The organism is Saccharobesus litoralis, from assembly GCF_003063625.1.
Lineage (GTDB): Bacteria > Pseudomonadota > Gammaproteobacteria > Enterobacterales > Alteromonadaceae > Saccharobesus > Saccharobesus litoralis.
Map to the genome: position 1 here is coordinate 3068748 of NZ_CP026604.1, position 16990 is coordinate 3085737.

Consider the following 16990-nt stretch of genomic DNA (forward strand, 5'->3'; position numbering starts at 1 on the left):
CTCTGAATTAGGTAGGTCGGAAATCGTAACCTTCTTTGACTATATGTAAATTTTATAAATGCGCAGACTTCTGCTTGACCGGTGCTGTTTACAGGTTGATTAACAAATCTATTAATTGAGTGAGCGTTTATCTAACAACACTGCTAATGCAAATAAGGCAATCAATATAATCAGCTTGCTCAATTATAAGTGGTTGTTAATATACGCTAAAGGAAGAAGCAGCTACGAAAGCTTCGCAGGACCTCCATCAAACTATTATCTCCAAAATAACAGGCACTCATGCAACAAATAGGAATATATGAGCAGCTAATAACGCAGCTTATTGCCAGCCGAATTGACCGAGAACGATTCTATATAGGCGATCGACAGTTAAATAGTAACGAAGCATCCATTTGGTTATCGCGTTTTCTATCACATATTTTGGAATATGCTATCGAGTCAGTCCCTGTGGGTGAAGATCGTCTTCAACAGCAAATTACCCTGTCTAACCAATTGTTACTCTGGCTGAAAGATCAAATCAAAGACAACGATTTCATTCAAGATAACTTACTTAGTAGCCAAGGCAAAATTCTGACAGCTTTGTATGAACTGGAAAACCCTGTAGCGGCTAATTTAAAAAACTATGTTAGTGAAATATTTCCTTTAACGGGGCTAACTCAAAGCGAACTATTTTGTGGTAGTAATGCCGGACTTTCGCTTGAATCTGAGCTTAAACGAGAAATTTTATCTGCGGATAAAATCTATTGGTTGGTGTCATTTATTAAATGGGCGGGAATTCGGATTTTTCGTAATGAACTTGAAAAATTTACCTCCAATGGACGCGAGCTGAGAATAATTACTACCTCATATATGGGAGCTACAGATGCTAAAGCGGTAGAATTTTTAGCGTCATTGCCAAATACTGAAGTTAAACTCAGTTACAACACCAAACGTGAGCGCTTGCATGCTAAAAGCTACTTGTTTTTGCGCAATACCGGCTTTCATACGGGGTATATTGGTTCTTCTAATTTATCGCATTCTGCGTTGACTAATGGCTTGGAATGGAATTTAAAAATAACTTCGCAAGAAATCCCTCACATCATTACTCGCTCAATTAATACGTTTGAGAGCTATTGGAACTCTAACGAATTTGAATTATTCGATGGCAAAGCAGATGCGAAACACAAGTTAACTACAGCATTAAAGCAAGCTCGAATGGGGGATAATATAGATGAACCCTCGGTACATTATTTTGAGATCAAACCATTTACTCACCAACAAGAAATTCTAGAGCAACTAGAAGTTGAGCGGTCGTTACATAAACGATTTAAAAATTTAGTTGTCGCTGCTACGGGAACCGGTAAAACGCTAATATCAGCGTTTGATTTTGCGCGTTTCTTAAAACAAAAGCCGAATGCTAAATTTTTATTTGTCGCGCATCGCGAAGAGATTTTAAAGCAAGCTAGATTGGCTTATCGCGGCGTGCTAAAAAGTGAAAATTTTGGTGAGTTGTGGGTAGGCAATCACAAACCTGAGCGTTATGAACAATTGTTTGCCTCCGTACAAACTCTTAATAGCCAGTTATCAGGATTAAGTTTAACCGCAGACTATTATGATTATATTGTCATAGATGAAGTACATCACGTAGCAGCTAGTTCTTACCGAAGTATCTTAGCTCGATTTAAACCACAGATTTTACTTGGTTTAACGGCCACGCCAGAAAGGCTTGATGGGGCGAATATTCTCGATGATTTTTGTGGTGTTATCGCGGCGGAAATACGATTACCTGAAGCGATTAATCGTCGGCATTTATGCCCGTTTCAATATTTTGGCGTCGATGATGATACCGACCTGCGCAATATTAGTTGGAGTCGAGGTCGTTACGATATTGCACAGTTGACGAATCTTTACACTCATAACCAGCAACGAGTAGAAAAAATATATCAAACCCTAGATGAACTTATTACTTCAATTAGTCGCATGAGAGCGTTGGCTTTTTGCGTTAGCCAAGAGCACGCAGAGTACATGTGCCACAATTTTATACTCAAGGGTATTAAGTGTGATTATCTCACGAGTGACAATAGACAAGATCGAGCGCAAAAGCAGCAAGCGCTGCGCAGTGGCGAAATAAACATTTTGTTTGTTGTTGATATTTTTAATGAAGGTGTGGATATACCAGAGGTCGACACTCTATTGTTTTTGCGGCCAACAGAAAGCTTAACTATTTTTTTGCAGCAATTGGGACGGGGTTTGCGTTTAGCTGATGACAAAGAAGTGTGTACCGTATTGGATTTTGTTGGCAACGCGAATGCAGATTATGATTTTGCGCATAAGTTTCGTGCGCTAGTGGGTAAAACTGATGGTTCTATTAGTGATGAAATAAAAAATGGATTTCCACATGCACCGCTAGGTTGTCGAATTGAGTTGTCAAAACAAACTCAAGACGTAGTGCTGCGAAATATCAGAAATGCAACACTGAGCAAGCAAAGGTTAATCGGTTTAGCTCGCTCGTTTTCGCGAGATTCAACACTGGAATTTAACCTAGCCAACTTTATTAAGGTATACCCACAAGTTGAAGTAGAAGCCTTGTATAAAAGGTTTAGTTGGACCGAGCTTTGTGTAGAAGCGGGTTTGTTAAACGAAACTAATCCTGAGCTTACTCGTAATTTTGCTCGAATGGTAAAGACAAGGTTGTTAGTGAGCGATGATCATAAGTACTTAAGTAGTTTACATAACTTCGCTACCAAAGGTTTGATTGCTTCTGAACCTTTTCAATTAATGCTGCATTATGATTTTTGGCAGCAGTCGGGTGAAAAGCTTGGTTTTAAAAATATAAACGACAGTTTAGGCAGACTTGAACACTCGTGGTTAAAAGCAGAATTAGCGAGCCTAACAGCTGTACTTATCGATCGTATTCATCACAAACAGGAAAACATGCCGTTGATGGGGGAACATCCAATTAAGCTGCATGCGCGTTACGCTCGTGAGCAAATATTAGTTGGTTTCGGCGCAACAACCTTTGAGAAACAACCAAACTCGATGGAAGGGATTTATAACATCAAACAACACAACATTGAGTTGATGTTTGTTACCTTAAATAAAAACGATAAGCAGTTTTCGCCAACCACTATGTATCATGACTACGCTATCAATGCAGATTTGTTCCACTGGCAAAGCCAAAATTCGGCGAGACCCGATCTCGGTAAAGGCTTAGAGTATGTAACGCACAAAGAAAGAGGCAAAAGGCTTTTCCTTTTTGTTCGAGAGCACACTTACGATGAGCACAGGAGAACTATGGGCTTTGTGAATTTTGGTGAAGTGGAGTATGTATCGCACTCAGGGAGCCAGCCTATGAACATAACTTGGAAGTTGCGAAATACAATGCCAGCATTTATGTGGAAACAAGCCGCAAAATTAGCAATGGCGTAAATGATAATTGTGCGGGCACTAAGGCGATAGCAAAGGTATGGCCAGTGAAACAGGTTGCAATTTTACCTCGTAGCTCCATTACTGCTGAACAGGCAGGCAAGTCTGTCGATTCGTATGAGCTCTATTATCTTTTTCAATTAGGTAAGCCGTTAACTCTTCAGAACCCTGTAACCCATGTGCCTCTACGAAACTTTAGCCACTCGCTGAAACTCACAACTTTAACTCGCCTTGAGAATGTCACTAAGTTTACAGAGATTGAAAAAGTGTACGCTGAGGCAGTGAATAACAAAGGTTTTTGATAAGCCTGAGTGTCGAATGGTAAGCATTAGGTCTACAAATTGTTACTCATAAGGTAGCTTTATGTAGACCTAGGGGGTAAGCAACGCGCCTTTACTATCTCTGAGGTAAAAACTGCGTGAAATACAAAGGCATCACGATATTGGTTTGTTCTAACGCTGAAGAGCCTTGTGTACCTGTTAACTTAAAGGTTTTACTTGGAGTACATTTTTTAACGTAGGATGCCAACGATTTTGCTCTTGTACGTTTACCACTTTTGACTTCAACAGGGAGGATATCGCCTTCATCGGTCGCCAAAATAAATTCGATTTCAGCGCGGGCGTCATTCCATGAGTAGCTTGGTTCAACACCAATAGCTGTTAACTCTTGCTGAACAAAATTTTCAGCTACATATCCCTTATATTCGTAGTTTTGATGTTTAATTTCTTTGTAACTACTGCCTAGCATATGGTTGAGTAAACCCACATCAAACAAAAATAGCTTAACCATATTTTCTTTTTTATAGGCCGCCAACGGTGATTTCGGCAATCCTTCAACAGGGTAGTTTGGTAAGGCTAAGCGACAGCAGTTAAGCCAATGGATCGCGGTTTCAAAATCACTATAACGAGATTTACGCTCATGCACATGCTTAAATTTAAAGCGTTTAACAGACTCATCGTTCACAAGTGATAGCTGCGCTGGAATGCTATTAAACACAGATTCAATCACGGTGGCATCGACCTTGCCCGCGTACTTACCAAAATCGCGGCGATAACCTTCAACTAAATCAGCATGAATTTTTGTGACTTTTTCAACACGCTGCAAAATACTCGACTCTTTATACTGGTACCAAGCAGCAACAGCCTCTGGCATACCACCGGTAAAAAAGTAGTCTGTTAGTTTATCCATCAATTTAGTGTGCACTACTGGAGTGCTTGCTTGGGCATCAAATGCTTTGATCAGCGCTTGCTCGTTTGATGCATAAATAAATTCTTGGAAGGTCAGTGGTCGTAAATTGTACTGTTCTACCTTTCCCACGGGGAAGGTTTTGAGCAAACCAATGTTTGAGCCGCTGGCTGCGACAAAATAGGATGGTGCTTTTTCGGCAAAATACTTAAGTGAGGTAACGGCACGCTCACACTCGCCAATCTCATCTAATATCAGCAGATCGGTTTGTGGGTTGAATGCCTGATTGGTTAAAAGCTCAATGTTCATTAGTAACTCGTCAGGTGACAGTGAGCCATCGAACGCTTCTTTGTAGGCGGGATTTTCAAGAAAGTCGATGCGAAGGGTGTTGGCAAAGTTGTTACCAAACAATTTTTGCAGCAGATAGGTTTTACCCGTTTGCCTTGCTCCATCAATCAATAATGGTTTGCGCAAAGGTTGGTTTTTCCATTCCAATAGAGCGTTAAGTAAATAGCGCTGCATAGTCACTTCTAGCCAATTAAGATTATTATTGGCCTACACTATAACTCATCTTACACTTTTATGCGCATATAAATGTAAAAATACACACTTTTATGCGCATAAAAGTGTGGTGGTTAACTGAGGGTAGAGGCCTTTTAAAATAATTTTAGTAACCATTTATTCATTAACTTTAGCGAACAATCTGGAACCATAGTAACAAAAAACCTAGCGATAGCTAGGTTTTTCAATGACTTACGAACATGTAAAAACAGTAGAAAACACTATTCTATATTCTGAATTTGCTCACGCATCTGCTCAATTAAAACCTTAACTTCAACCGCGGCATTGGTGACTGTGGTGTTAATTGATTTTGAGGCTAGGGTGTTGGCTTCGCGGTTGAATTCTTGCATCATAAAGTCTAAGCGGCGACCGCAGGCTCCGCCTTTTTTCAGGATGGCTTTGGTTTCTTTAATATGCGATAGCAAGCGGTCTAGCTCTTCGGCGACATCTAGCTTTTGTGCTGTGTAGATTAATTCTTGCTCTAAACGGGCTTGGTCGATATCGGCTTGTAACTCTTCTAGGCGTGAGGTGAGTTTTTCGCGTTGCCATTCCATGACTTGCGGCATTTGCTCTCGTACTATCTCTACTTGTGCGCTAATACCAGCTAAGCGTTCTTCAATCATGGTTTTTAAGTTGGCGCCTTCAGAAGCGCGTGCCGCTAAAAAGTCACTGATTAGTTGGTCGAACTGGGTGCTTAATTGGCTTTTAACTACATCTAAGTCTTGCTCTTCGGCAGATAACACGCCAGGCCAGCGTAAGACATCAATCGGGTTTAATTGGCTGTTGTTGGCTTGTTCGCCAACCCAGTTAGCACTTTCGATGATTTGATTAGCAAGTTCTTGATTTAGTACCAGTTGGCCGGTTTTTGCCCCGTCATCACTGACTTTTAAGCTGCATTCTAATTTACCGCGCTGCATGGCTTTTCTTAGCTTTTCGCGTAATACCGGTTCTAGGCTGCGGTGTTGTTCAGGTAAGCGAAAGTAGGTTTCTAGGTAGCGTTGATTAACTGAGCGAAGCTCCCAAACACTCGTGCCCCAGTCGTTTTTTGACTCTAAACGGGCGAAAGCGGTCATGCTGTGAATTGGCATAAAAATATTATCAGTGATCAAAAAACTTGATTATAGCTGTGCTTATTAGGGATTGGTATTGGTTAATCGCAGATTGAACACTATAATAGCCGACAATTTTTAAAAGCCCTCTCAATTCCAACTCAAGGAGAATTCCATGCGTCCAAGTGGTCGTACTAACGGTCAAATCCGTCCTATCAATATTACCCGTAATTTTACGTCTCATGCCGAAGGTTCAATTTTGGTTGAGTTTGGTGAAACTAAGGTAATTTGTACCGCGTCGGTGGAAGTGGGAGTACCACGCTTTATGAAAGGCCAAGGTCAAGGTTGGATAACAGCTGAATATGGTATGTTGCCACGCTCGACCCATACTCGTAATAACCGTGAAGCGGCACGAGGCAAGCAAGGTGGTCGTACTATGGAAATTCAACGTTTAATTGCTCGTTCGTTACGTGCGGCGGTTGATTTAAAAGCGTTGGGCGAGAACACGATTACCGTTGATTGTGATGTGATCCAAGCCGACGGTGGTACTCGTACTGCGTCTATTACTGGTGCTTGTGTTGCCTTAGTTGATGCGTTAACGCATATGCGTAGCAAAGGTTTAATTAAAACTAATCCGCTTAAGCATTTAATCTCAGCTATTTCGGTTGGTGTTTATAAAGGTGAAGCGATTGCTGATTTAGAGTATGTAGAAGACTCTGAAGCTGAAACCGATATGAATGTCGTTATGACAGAAACCGGTAAGTTAATTGAAGTGCAAGGCACGGCAGAAGGCGAACCGTTTAGTTTTGAAGAAATGGCTGAAATGCTTGAGTTAGCGAAACATGCTATTCGCGAAATTACTGATATTCAAAAAGCGGCTTTAGCGTAAGTCGTTTTCAATATGTAGGTCGAGTTTTAACTCGACATTGTGGTTTATTAAAGAAAATCCAGTTGTCGAAATAAATTTCGACCTACAGGGATGTAGGGAATGTTGTAAGTTGTCTGGAACAAGCGTCGACGACCTACAGGGATGTAGGGAATGTCGTAAGTTGTCTGGAACAAGCGTCGACGACCTACAAGGATGAAATATCCAATTACCAAATAAAATATTATGCAAGATTATCAAAAAGAATTTATCGAGTTTGCGTTATCGCGTAACGTATTACGGTTTGGCGAGTTTACGTTAAAATCTGGCCGTACGAGTCCTTATTTTTTTAATGCCGGTTTATTTAATACGGGCCGTGATTTGGCTAAATTAGGCCAATATTATGCGGCTGCATTACAAAGTGCGGGTGTGGATTATGACTTATTGTTTGGCCCTGCCTACAAAGGTATTCCAATTGCCACTACTACGGCAGTTGCTTTGTCTGAGCATCATGATAAGGATGTTCCTTACTGCTTTAACCGTAAAGAGAAAAAAGATCACGGTGAAGGCGGTAATTTAGTCGGCTCTGACTTAACTGGCAAAGTTATGTTAGTTGATGATGTGATCACAGCGGGTACAGCGATCCGTGAATCGATGCAAATTATTCAAGCCGCTGATGCGACATTATCAGGTGTTTTAATTGCGTTAGACCGCCAAGAAAAAGGCAAAGGCGAGTTGTCGGCTATTCAAGAAGTTGAGCGTGATTTTGGCACTGCGGTCATTTCTATTGTGACTATGTCTGACATCATTAGCTACCTTGAAGAACAAGGTGATAAAGCTGAGTATGTAGAAAAAATGCAGGCGTATCGTAGCCAGTACGGCATCTAAGTATAGTCTTCTCACTCAGATTTTATGGTTCATTGTCAGCGCTTACTCACCCCAATCACATAATAGAGCATATGCTCATGGGGATTCGAAGCTTGACAGCTTCCCCTAAAACCTGATCGCTTTGACTATACAGTAACTCCTAACCAGAGTTATGGTAGATTAAAGTCGGGCTTTTTTGTCCGACTTTTCATTTCAAATTGTCACACCTAAAGTCACTATTGCTTTAATACTTAATATTTAGCGCTTTGCCTTAGCTAAAATTCTGTCTAAATGATTAGCAAAGTTTTGTCTATCAGACTGACTTAACGGTGGAGGTCCGCCGTGGGTTTCAACGCCACTTGCGCGCATGGTGTCCATAAAGTCACGAATGTTCAGGCGGGACTTTATGTTTTCTTTAGTAAATAATTCGCCACGTGGACTCAATGCAAGTGCGCCTTTATCAATAACTTCGTCGGCGAGTGGAATGTCGCTGGTGATCACTAAATCTTGAGCTTGGCATAATTCGACAATTTTGTGATCGGCAATATCAAAACCTTTTTCAACAACTAATAGGCGAATATAAGGAGATTGCGGATAGCGCATGGCGTGGTTGGCAATGAGTGTGGTGGCTGTTTGAGTGCGATTAGCGCATTTGAACAAAATATCTTTAATTACAACCGGACAAGCGTCGGCATCTACCCAAATTTTCATTTAATTTTGTCATTGGTTATTCGTTGTGTATTCAGGCATGATAACTGAATTATTTACTTTTTCGCGATAATTTATTTTTATGAGTTTATCTTCTGCTCAACCTAAGGCCGCCATTTTTGTTGATGTGCAAAATATTTATTACACCTGTAAACAGGCTTATGGTCGCCAATTTAACTATCGGCAATTTTGGCAACAGATAAATTATCAATTTGATATTGTGGCCGCCAATGCTTATGCCATTGCCAGTAAGGACGATGGCCAACGTAAATTTCAAGACGCGCTACGCCATATAGGTTTTAATGTAAAATTAAAGCCTTTTATTCAGCGCAGTGATGGCTCAGCCAAAGGCGATTGGGACGTCGGGATCACAGTTGATATGATGCTGCTGGCACCCGAAGTGGATTATGTGGTTTTGCTGTCTGGCGATGGCGATTTTGATATTTTATTGCGAACCGTGAGTGATAAATTTCACACCAAAAGCCAAGTTCACGGGGTAGAAATGCTAACAGCCGACAGTTTATTGATTGCTTGTAATCAGTTTCAGCCGATATTACCCGCTGACTTGCTGTAACGAATCTATTACATCTTAGCATTCATCAGGGGTGTAACCTCATAACTAATTAGCTGTTGCCATTTTATGATTGCCCTGTATAAATTTGCGTAATTAAATTTTTATTGAAAGGCTGCGTATGTCTGCCAAACATCCCATTATTGCGGTGACAGGTTCATCTGGGGCCGGCACGTCGACCACAACTAAAGCATTACGGCATATTTTTCGTAATCTGGACTTATCGGCTGCCAGTATTGAAGGTGACAGCTACCATAGATTTACTCGTCCTGAAATGGAAGTGGAAATTCGCAAAGCGCAAGAGCAAGGCAAGCACATTAGTTATTTTGGTAAAGAAGCTAATGATTTTGCGTTACTAGAAGAAACATTTAAAAGCTACCATGAAACGGGACAAGGCAAGTTTCGGCGCTATCTACACACGTTTGATCAAGCGGTGCCTTATAACCAAATGCCGGGTACATTTACCCCTTGGCAAGACTTACCCGACGATACCGACCTATTGTATTACGAAGGATTACACGGTGGAGTGGTAACGGATGAAAACGATGTTGCCAAATACGTTGATTTGCTTATCGGCTTAGTGCCGATTGTTAACTTGGAATGGATCCAAAAAATTATTCGCGATACGTCGGATAGAGGGCACTCGCGTGAAGCTGTTATGTCGTCCATTATTCGCAGTATGGATGATTATTTTAATTACATTACGCCGCAATTTAGTCGTACGCATATTAATTTTCAACGTGTCCCCACGGTTGATACATCTAACCCCATATCGGCTAAAGATATTCCAACCGCCGATGAAAGTTTTGTTGTTATTCGCTTTCGAGGCATGAAAGATGTGAACTTTCCGTTTTTGCTGAGAATGATTGATGGCTCGTTTATGTCGCGCATTAATACTTTGGTGGTGCCGGGTGGCAAAATGGGATTTGCCATGGAGCTTATAGTGACACCTTTGATTGAAAAACTCATGGAGAAAAAACAACTGCACTTAACTGGGTCTTTACCTTTAGGTTTATAGTGTACGTTGTAGCAAGTAGGCTTATTCATGAGCCTCTTGCTTCTCATCATCATAATTGCCTGCCTTATTCCAATAATTCAATGTTTATCTTCTAAACGACTTAAATTTGTCATTTAAAATTTGTTGACAAGAAATTAATCTGCAACTAAAAATTCAGTTAATTCAGAGTCTGATGATGCTCTTCTGCAACTCCATCTGAATATTTTGTTTTATTGTCGTTTTTTTGTTTTTGAACGGAGAAGATGATGGCAGCGCCAACAAAGCAAGAATTACTTTCACGTATATATGCTGATCATAAAAATTACCCTCGTGGTTTTCGTCGCTCTGGCGATTTTTCTATTAAAGAGGCTGATGCTTTAGAAAAGTTCGGGACCTTGATTGTCGCGCTCGAAAGCGGTGCTTATGCGCCTGCGGACGATGAAGATACGCACTTTGTTGCTGTATTACGTGGTGAACAGGAACCTGATGATCTGGCTACCAAAGCTTGGCGAAAATACATTGCACGTATTAACCGTCCTAAGTTGGGTAGTATTTATGGGTCGAGGATTGACACATCACAAGTGGATGACGGCGGTTCGTCCGACGATTTGGATAACATTGATTTAGGCAGTACGAATACAGAAGAGGAAGTTGAAGATTAGCATGGTTGCCACAAAGTGCTTAGGCGCTTTGTGGCATTGAACGCGCTATTTTGGTTTATTGGTCTACACTCTAAATTAACGAGTGTCTGATATAGCAAAGTAGCAGTCATGAAGCGACATGCCAGCCAGTTACATCATTATTTTTCAATTGATCCTGATGAATTAAGCTATCACCTTGCTAGTTTATTTTTTAAAGCTGAGCAACGAGCCACTCGGCCGCGAGGATTAATTGTTCCCCATGACCCTGTTTCCCTTAGTGGTTATGTTGCCGCTAAAGCTTATTTATCGATTAGGCGCTACGCGAATACTATTGACCGTGTTATTTTGCTTGCCAATCATCCGTCTGTGCAGGCTGACTATTTAGTCAGTTCAGGGGCGCGTTGTTTCTGTTCACCTTTGGGAGATGTTGATTTAGATAAGCAAAGTGTTAACGTTGCGGCGCAGCAGGGGTTATTAACGATCCAAGAAGAGGTGTATGCCAATGCGTTGTCATTGGATGTGCAAATTCCTTTTTTGCAATTATGCTTGTCGCGCTTTTCGATTGTACCAATTTTAGTCGGCGATAACGCGCAAGCGGCGCTGCACGATTTATTAGATCAGATTTGGTCTGAGCGCAGTTTACTTGTTGTGTGCAGCAATTTAAGCCAAGGTATTGATTACCCAGATGCTTGTGCATTTGACAAAGCAACTAGTGATGCAATTTGTGCCAATCACGAATTGGCAATTAATCAAAGTACCAGTGCAACTCATATGCTGAATATGCTGAGTTTGTATTGGAAGCAAAACAAGGTGCTACTAAAGATGATTAATTATCAGCACAGTTATGAAGTTAATCCTGATCATAAACCTTATACAGGTTATGGTAGCTGGATGTTGTATTAAGAATTTATTCATTTTGCTATTGAATATTGGTGTAAACAGTAATGGAAAAGTCGGTTCAATCTCCCTGTGTAAGAAACTGTTGCCTAAATCAGCAGGACATCTGTGTGGGCTGTGGTCGTACTTTGCAAGAAATTACGCATTGGACTCAATATTCTACGCAACAACAACGGCAAATTGTGATAGCATGCCGAGCTCGTTTTGCGGCTTTACAGGCGCAACTAACACAAAGCTTTAAATAATAGTGAGATAAGGATTGTTTTTGCGGAATAATCCTTTGAAAAACAGTGTGTTTTTTCATTCATTGTCTTGCTATTCTTCCGGCCTAAACAGTTGAGAGGAACACCTATCGTGGAAATGATGTCGGGCGCCGAAATGGTGGTACGCGCACTTAAAGATGCTGGGGTAGAACATATCTTTGGATACCCTGGTGGAGCTGTTCTTGATATTTATGATGCTTTATTCGCTGCTGATGTAAAGCACATATTGGTTCGTCATGAACAAGCAGCCGCACATATGGCTGACGGGTATGCAAGAGCAACCGGAAAAGTGGGTACGGTATTAGTGACTTCTGGTCCTGGTGCTACCAATACTTTAACCGGTATTGCGACCGCTTATATGGATTCAATTCCTATGGTTGTGTTGTCAGGACAAGTACCAACTAGTGTCATCGGTGAAGACGCATTCCAAGAATGTGACATGGTCGGTTGTTCTCGCCCTGTTGTTAAGCACAGCTTTTTATGTAAAAAACCTGAAGATATTCCAGTGATGATAGCTAAGGCTTATCACATTGCGGCAACTGGACGTCCTGGTCCTGTTGTGGTTGATATTCCTAAAGATATTGTCAACCCGAAAGAATCGCATCCGTATGAGTATCCAACGGATATTAAGATGCGCTCTTACAATCCGACGGTTAAAGGCCACAAACGCCAAATTAAAAAGGCGCTTGAGATTTTAGTTGAAGCAAAACGCCCTGTACTTTACGTCGGTGGTGGTGCCATTAACGCTAATTGCAGTGAAGATATTATCAAGCTTGCTGAAACGCTTAATTTGCCGGTGACGAATACTTTGATGGGTTTAGGGGCTTTCCCTGGAACGCATAAGCAATGCCTAGGTATGTTAGGTATGCACGGTACGTTTGAAGCAAACAAAACCATGCATCACTCAGATTGCATTTTAGCTTTGGGTGCTCGTTTTGATGATCGTGTCACCAATAATACGCAAAAATTCTGTCCGGATGCGACAATATTGCATGTGGATATCGATCCTGCTTCAATCTCTAAAACCATTAAAGCGCACGTGCCTGTTGTTGGTTCGATTTCTGACGTGGTTAGCGATATGTTGGACATGCTGGAAGAAAATCATTCTACTAACGATAAAGAAGCGTTAGATGCATGGTGGCAACAAATTGCAGGCTGGCGCGCGCGCCAATCACTGTCTTATGAAAAGAGTGATAAGGTGATTAAGCCGCAGCAAGTTATTGAATCTATGTATCGCGCAACCAAAGGTGAAGCTTACGTTTCTTCAGATGTAGGACAGCATCAAATGTTTGGTGCGTTGTATTATCCGTTTGATAAACCGCGTCGTTGGATTAACTCAGGTGGCTTGGGCACCATGGGCTTTGGTTTACCGGCTGCAATGGGCGTTAGTGTGGCATTGCCTGATGCTATCTCGGTATGTATTACTGGTGATGGTTCAATTCAGATGAATATTCAAGAGCTATCAACCTGTATGCAGTATGGCTTACCAGTGAAAATCATTTCATTGAATAACCAAGCCTTAGGTATGGTACGTCAATGGCAAGACCTCAATTATGGTGGTCGTCATAGTCAATCTTATATGGAATCTTTACCGGATTTTGTTGCGTTAGCTGAGGCTTATGGCCATGTCGGTATGCGTGTAACTGATCCGGCTGACTTAGACGAAGCAATGGATAAATGCTTTGCGATGAAAGATAAGTTGGTATTTATGGATATCAATGTTGATCAGTCAGAACATGTTTATCCGATGCAGATTAAATTTGGCGCGATGGACGATATGTTATTAAGCCGTACGGAGCGAACGTAAATGCGTAGAATTTTATCTATTTTATTAGAAAACGAACCGGGTGCACTTTCACGTATTGTTGGTTTATTTTCTCAACGTGGTTATAACATTGAGACCTTAACGGTTGCCCCGACAGAAGATGAAAGCTTGTCACGCATTACCATTACAACGATTGGTGATGACAGAGTCATTGAGCAGATCACTAAGCAAGTCAACAAACTGATTGATGTTTTGAAAGTATCTGATTTGACTGAAGGTGAGCATATTGAGCGCGAATTAATGTTAGTTAAATTACGCGCATCAAGCGCTAAAGTACGTGACGAAATCAAACGTACTGCTGATATTTTCCGTGGTCAGATTGTTGATGTTACGCCAAATACTTACGTGGTACAGTTAATTGGTACTAGCGATAAGTTAGATGCTTTTATTGAAGCGGTTAAACCAGAAACGGAAGTAATGGAAACTTCACGTACTGGTGTTACCGGCTTAGCTCGTGGTGAGAAGGCATTGCGTATCTAGTAGCCGTTGCTTGTACTAAGCGCAAAGTTATAAATAATGGGCGTTACAAATACTCGTTTGTAACGCCTTTTTTGTATCTGGGGCAAGGGTTACGCTTTGCGTTAAGGCTTGGAAGTTTTGCTTTAATTGTTGTTGGCAAAACGTTTGCTGGCGGGCGAGTATAACAATGTTTTTGCAGCCATTAATATCGAGTATAACTTGATGTGCGAAGTGCTGACGAATAGCCTGCATTATATTGAGTAGATCTTGTTGCTGATCGACTAGGGTATTAAGCGCTAGGTAGCCAGCGTTGTCGTTAATCAGGCAAGCTAAATCCTTATAAAATTCGGGTTTAAGTAAACAGCTTGGTACTTGGCTGTTGGCAAACAGATCACCCAAAATCAAATCATAGTGACTGGCTTGCGGTATTTTAGGCTTTGGCAATTTAGCCACAAGGTTGGCGGCATCTTCAATTATTACTGGGTGAGTCGGGCTTAATTCGAAGTATTGACGTGCTATATTGACCAATTCAGTGTCAATTTCGACACTGTCTACCGCCACTTTAACATTCGCAAAAAAGCGTTCAAACCCAGCTAAGCCCATTCCTAAATTTAATACTTTGGCTTGATTTTGTGTGTGGTTATCATTGTTATTCGCCAATTGCCAACCCGCAAGCATAGCCCATTGATAGTCAGCGCTCAGCTGCTCTGGGTGGGTTAAATCCATTACCGACAATAATGTGCCTGAAGCATGATAAAGCCAACGCCAGTTATGCCATTGATGGATTGAGTAAGATTTGAATGTTGCCAAACAATATTCGTTTTGTTGGCTAATGCTAATTAGTTGCTCAGGGTTAAAACTCATTATGCTTTGTTTTATGGTTGACTGTCAGCGCTTATGCTCGACCTTGTGAATATAAACAATCCATACAGAAAAGCGCGCAAGACTGAAGGCTAGAACTATTGTTGGACCGAATTTATTTCGCTAACACAAGGTTTGTCGATGTAAAATAGCCCCTATAATTTGGGAAATAATTTGCTCTTAAAATCCGATCATGTTGACTATAGATGCGTCAATAATTGCTTAGAAATGGCTTGGCTAAAGTCGTCACCCAATTTTTCAATGGCTTTGTCTTGAGCTAACCCCGCATCGCTGGATACCCCTTTGGCTTTTTGACGAAAAGTACTTATGACTTTTTGTGCTTCAGCAACTTTAATGGTTGCTGTGGCAAAGCTATAAAACAGTTCATTGCGATTTAAATCGCGCCATTTAACATTAAAGCTTAAAGTAAAATCACCGTTTGTATCTTTAGTGATATTTAGCCCTTTTTGGGATAACACATAGGCAACTTTATTGGCTAATGCTTGATCGGCTTGTTTATCAATTGCGAAGGTCAGTTGATTAAACACAGCATTTGCTTGCGCTTCTAGCGCTCTGCCTTGTTCACTAAGCTCAACTTGATTAGCCTGAAAGTCGACAAGTTGTTGGTTTAAACTTTGCCGCTTACTCAGTTCAGTTTTAATGTGTATAGCTTGCTTTAAACGCACCGATGCAATGGCGTTGCTATCAACAGCTTTATGACTGAGCTCGTTATCTAGCGTCATAATTTGTTGTTCAATATCCATAATAGCCATATGTTTATCAAGCTTTGCTAGCGCATAAGCCGTTTTACTGGCTTTGTCGATGTAGTTATCAACAATAGATAAACCTTTTAATTCCAGTTCAGGAATTTTATTGCTAATGAGTTCATCGAATTTAAATGCCATGCTGCCATCTGATTGGGCAGATTGTTTGACTTGAGTCGTGGCCGAAACATTGAGCTTAATTCGCTTAGCTAATTCTGCTCGGGCACTTTCGCTTGCGGCTAAAGTTGCGTTAGCTTCAGTGCTATTAATCGGCGCCACGCCGACAGCATAAAGTAACCCAGCGGTGGAAGGCGGTTGTTTTACCCAATCGGGTGTTGCGTAAAATTGTTGCGCAATATCGCTATTGGATTTTGATGTTGTCGATTGGCAACCCATCAGCGCACCTAAGGTTAAACATAACCCTAGTACGAGTTGGGTTTGCCGTTTATAAACTATAGCTAGCACGTTTTAAAAACTTCTTAATTTTTTTCTGACCATTCCATACTTCACGATTTGATGTCATATCAATCAAACGTAAATCGACTTGGTAAAAGGTAACGCGTTGTCCGTCGGCTTGGTCTACCGTAGAGTTGATGCTGCCTGATAATGCATAATCAGCGCCGGTTTCTTCACCCATGGCGTTTTGCGTATCGATACTGGCGTTTAATTCTTGATCGGCCCGTTCTTTACGTACGTCTTCTCTAATGTCATTGTTGGCGACAAAATCGACTCGGCCACTGCGCAACATGGCGCGTTTTAAGTCATTTAAAAAGGTTTCGACTGGAATATGTTCATGCGATTTATTGCGTACGCGCTGAATGATCACGGCTGGACGATTTTGTTCTTTTTGTAAGTGTTGGTCGATCCAAGGAAAGCTCAACATATCTTCTACCATCGCACTGGCGACAAGTTGTGAGTCTTTATCGTTCCATTTGTCTGTCAGGGCAATTTCTTTATCGGTTTCTACTCGCTCTATAGAAGTCGTTGATTTACATGCACTTAATCCTACGGTACTTAAGAATATGAGTCCTAAAGAGATTAATTTATTTTTTGTCATTATCGTTACCCGATC

17 protein-coding genes are annotated in these 16990 nt (G+C 41.1%); 11 read left to right on the forward strand and 6 right to left on the reverse strand.

Annotated features, from left to right (window positions below; all coding sequences use genetic code 11):
• Positions 1-279: 279 nt before the first annotated feature.
• Together C2869_RS11030 and C2869_RS11035 are read left to right on the forward strand one after the other, a co-directional pair.
• The gene (locus C2869_RS11030; protein ID WP_108602991.1) at positions 280-3408 is read left to right on the forward strand and encodes a DUF3427 domain-containing protein; all 3129 of its coding nucleotides are present in this window, start codon (positions 280-282) and stop codon (positions 3406-3408) included.
• Between the two features lie 44 nt (positions 3409-3452).
• Positions 3453-3707 (forward strand): hypothetical protein, encoded by a 255-nt coding sequence (locus C2869_RS11035; protein WP_159084136.1) that lies wholly within the window; start codon positions 3453-3455, stop codon positions 3705-3707.
• 94 nt (positions 3708-3801) lie between these two features.
• On the opposite strand, the gene C2869_RS11040 is transcribed toward C2869_RS11035, so the two are convergent.
• Together C2869_RS11040 and C2869_RS11045 are read right to left on the reverse strand one after the other, a co-directional pair.
• A complete protein-coding gene (locus tag C2869_RS11040; RefSeq protein WP_108602993.1) occupies positions 3802-5112 on the reverse strand; it encodes an ATP-binding protein in 1311 nt (436 codons plus the stop codon).
• A 260-nt stretch (positions 5113-5372) separates the two neighbouring features.
• Entirely contained in the window at positions 5373-6239 is an 867-nt protein-coding gene (locus tag C2869_RS11045; protein WP_108602994.1) for a YicC/YloC family endoribonuclease, read from the reverse strand.
• 136 nt (positions 6240-6375) lie between these two features.
• On the opposite strand from C2869_RS11045, the gene rph reads away from it, so the two are divergent.
• Positions 6376-7089, forward strand: coding sequence for a ribonuclease PH (gene rph, locus C2869_RS11050; RefSeq protein WP_108602995.1), 714 nt, complete (start codon positions 6376-6378; stop codon positions 7087-7089).
• 222 nt (positions 7090-7311) lie between these two features.
• Positions 7312-7953, forward strand: a complete 642-nt coding sequence (pyrE, locus tag C2869_RS11055; protein ID WP_108602996.1) for an orotate phosphoribosyltransferase — start codon at positions 7312-7314, stop codon at positions 7951-7953.
• A 237-nt stretch (positions 7954-8190) separates the two neighbouring features.
• Here pyrE and C2869_RS11060 read toward each other — a convergent pair whose 3' ends face one another.
• Positions 8191-8643: a YaiI/YqxD family protein gene (locus C2869_RS11060; RefSeq protein WP_108602997.1), complete on the reverse strand. Its 453-nt coding sequence runs from the start codon at positions 8641-8643 to the stop codon at positions 8191-8193.
• A 79-nt stretch (positions 8644-8722) separates the two neighbouring features.
• Between C2869_RS11060 and C2869_RS11065 the strand changes: the two genes are divergently transcribed.
• The 7 genes from C2869_RS11065 (at position 8723) to ilvN (ending at position 14314) form a co-directional block, all read left to right on the forward strand.
• Positions 8723-9214 carry a LabA-like NYN domain-containing protein gene (locus tag C2869_RS11065; protein ID WP_108602998.1) on the forward strand — a complete coding sequence of 164 codons (492 nt, stop codon included), beginning with the start codon at positions 8723-8725 and terminating at the stop codon, positions 9212-9214.
• Between the two features lie 118 nt (positions 9215-9332).
• The gene (locus C2869_RS11070) at positions 9333-10229 is read left to right on the forward strand and encodes a phosphoribulokinase (RefSeq protein ID WP_108602999.1); all 897 of its coding nucleotides are present in this window, start codon (positions 9333-9335) and stop codon (positions 10227-10229) included.
• Between the two features lie 245 nt (positions 10230-10474).
• On the forward strand, positions 10475-10870 hold the full coding sequence (gene maoP / locus C2869_RS11075; protein WP_108603000.1) for a DUF413 domain-containing protein: 396 nt from the start codon (positions 10475-10477) through the stop codon (positions 10868-10870).
• 108 nt (positions 10871-10978) lie between these two features.
• Positions 10979-11752, forward strand: a complete 774-nt coding sequence (gene amrB / locus C2869_RS11080; protein WP_108603001.1) for an AmmeMemoRadiSam system protein B — start codon at positions 10979-10981, stop codon at positions 11750-11752.
• A 41-nt stretch (positions 11753-11793) separates the two neighbouring features.
• A complete protein-coding gene (locus C2869_RS11085) occupies positions 11794-11991 on the forward strand; it encodes a DUF1289 domain-containing protein (protein WP_108603002.1) in 198 nt (65 codons plus the stop codon).
• A 109-nt stretch (positions 11992-12100) separates the two neighbouring features.
• Positions 12101-13816, forward strand: a complete 1716-nt coding sequence (locus tag C2869_RS11090; RefSeq protein ID WP_108603003.1) for an acetolactate synthase 3 large subunit — start codon at positions 12101-12103, stop codon at positions 13814-13816.
• Positions 13817-14314, forward strand: a complete 498-nt coding sequence (gene ilvN, locus C2869_RS11095) for an acetolactate synthase small subunit (protein ID WP_108603004.1) — start codon at positions 13817-13819, stop codon at positions 14312-14314. It begins immediately after the preceding gene.
• 27 nt (positions 14315-14341) lie between these two features.
• Here ilvN and C2869_RS11100 read toward each other — a convergent pair whose 3' ends face one another.
• The 3 genes from C2869_RS11100 to C2869_RS11110 form a co-directional block, all read right to left on the reverse strand.
• Entirely contained in the window at positions 14342-15157 is an 816-nt protein-coding gene (locus C2869_RS11100; RefSeq protein ID WP_108603005.1) for a spermidine synthase, read from the reverse strand.
• Positions 15158-15354: 197 nt separating this feature from the next.
• Positions 15355-16383: an LPP20 family lipoprotein gene (locus C2869_RS11105; RefSeq protein WP_108603006.1), complete on the reverse strand. Its 1029-nt coding sequence runs from the start codon at positions 16381-16383 to the stop codon at positions 15355-15357.
• The gene (locus tag C2869_RS11110; RefSeq protein WP_108603007.1) at positions 16364-16975 is read right to left on the reverse strand and encodes a penicillin-binding protein activator LpoB; all 612 of its coding nucleotides are present in this window, start codon (positions 16973-16975) and stop codon (positions 16364-16366) included. Before C2869_RS11110 ends, C2869_RS11105 begins: the two co-directional genes overlap by 20 nt.
• Between the last annotated feature and the right edge of the window lie 15 nt (positions 16976-16990).

What these genes read in the sequence shown, in the direction of transcription:
- C2869_RS11030 (WP_108602991.1), top strand. Translation starts at nt 280, where the DNA reads ATGCAACAAATAGGAATATATGAGCAGCTAATAACGCAGCTTATTGCC.
- C2869_RS11040 (WP_108602993.1), bottom strand. Translation starts at nt 5,112, where the DNA reads ATGCAGCGCTATTTACTTAACGCTCTATTGGAATGGAAAAACCAACCT.
- C2869_RS11045 (WP_108602994.1), bottom strand. Translation starts at nt 6,239, where the DNA reads ATGCCAATTCACAGCATGACCGCTTTCGCCCGTTTAGAGTCAAAAAAC.
- rph (WP_108602995.1), top strand. Translation starts at nt 6,376, where the DNA reads ATGCGTCCAAGTGGTCGTACTAACGGTCAAATCCGTCCTATCAATATT.
- pyrE (WP_108602996.1), top strand. Translation starts at nt 7,312, where the DNA reads ATGCAAGATTATCAAAAAGAATTTATCGAGTTTGCGTTATCGCGTAAC.
- C2869_RS11060 (WP_108602997.1), bottom strand. Translation starts at nt 8,643, where the DNA reads ATGAAAATTTGGGTAGATGCCGACGCTTGTCCGGTTGTAATTAAAGAT.
- C2869_RS11065 (WP_108602998.1), top strand. Translation starts at nt 8,723, where the DNA reads ATGAGTTTATCTTCTGCTCAACCTAAGGCCGCCATTTTTGTTGATGTG.
- C2869_RS11070 (WP_108602999.1), top strand. Translation starts at nt 9,333, where the DNA reads ATGTCTGCCAAACATCCCATTATTGCGGTGACAGGTTCATCTGGGGCC.
- maoP (WP_108603000.1), top strand. Translation starts at nt 10,475, where the DNA reads ATGGCAGCGCCAACAAAGCAAGAATTACTTTCACGTATATATGCTGAT.
- amrB (WP_108603001.1), top strand. Translation starts at nt 10,979, where the DNA reads ATGAAGCGACATGCCAGCCAGTTACATCATTATTTTTCAATTGATCCT.
- C2869_RS11085 (WP_108603002.1), top strand. Translation starts at nt 11,794, where the DNA reads ATGGAAAAGTCGGTTCAATCTCCCTGTGTAAGAAACTGTTGCCTAAAT.
- ilvN (WP_108603004.1), top strand. Translation starts at nt 13,817, where the DNA reads ATGCGTAGAATTTTATCTATTTTATTAGAAAACGAACCGGGTGCACTT.
- C2869_RS11100 (WP_108603005.1), bottom strand. Translation starts at nt 15,157, where the DNA reads ATGAGTTTTAACCCTGAGCAACTAATTAGCATTAGCCAACAAAACGAA.
- C2869_RS11110 (WP_108603007.1), bottom strand. Translation starts at nt 16,975, where the DNA reads ATGACAAAAAATAAATTAATCTCTTTAGGACTCATATTCTTAAGTACC.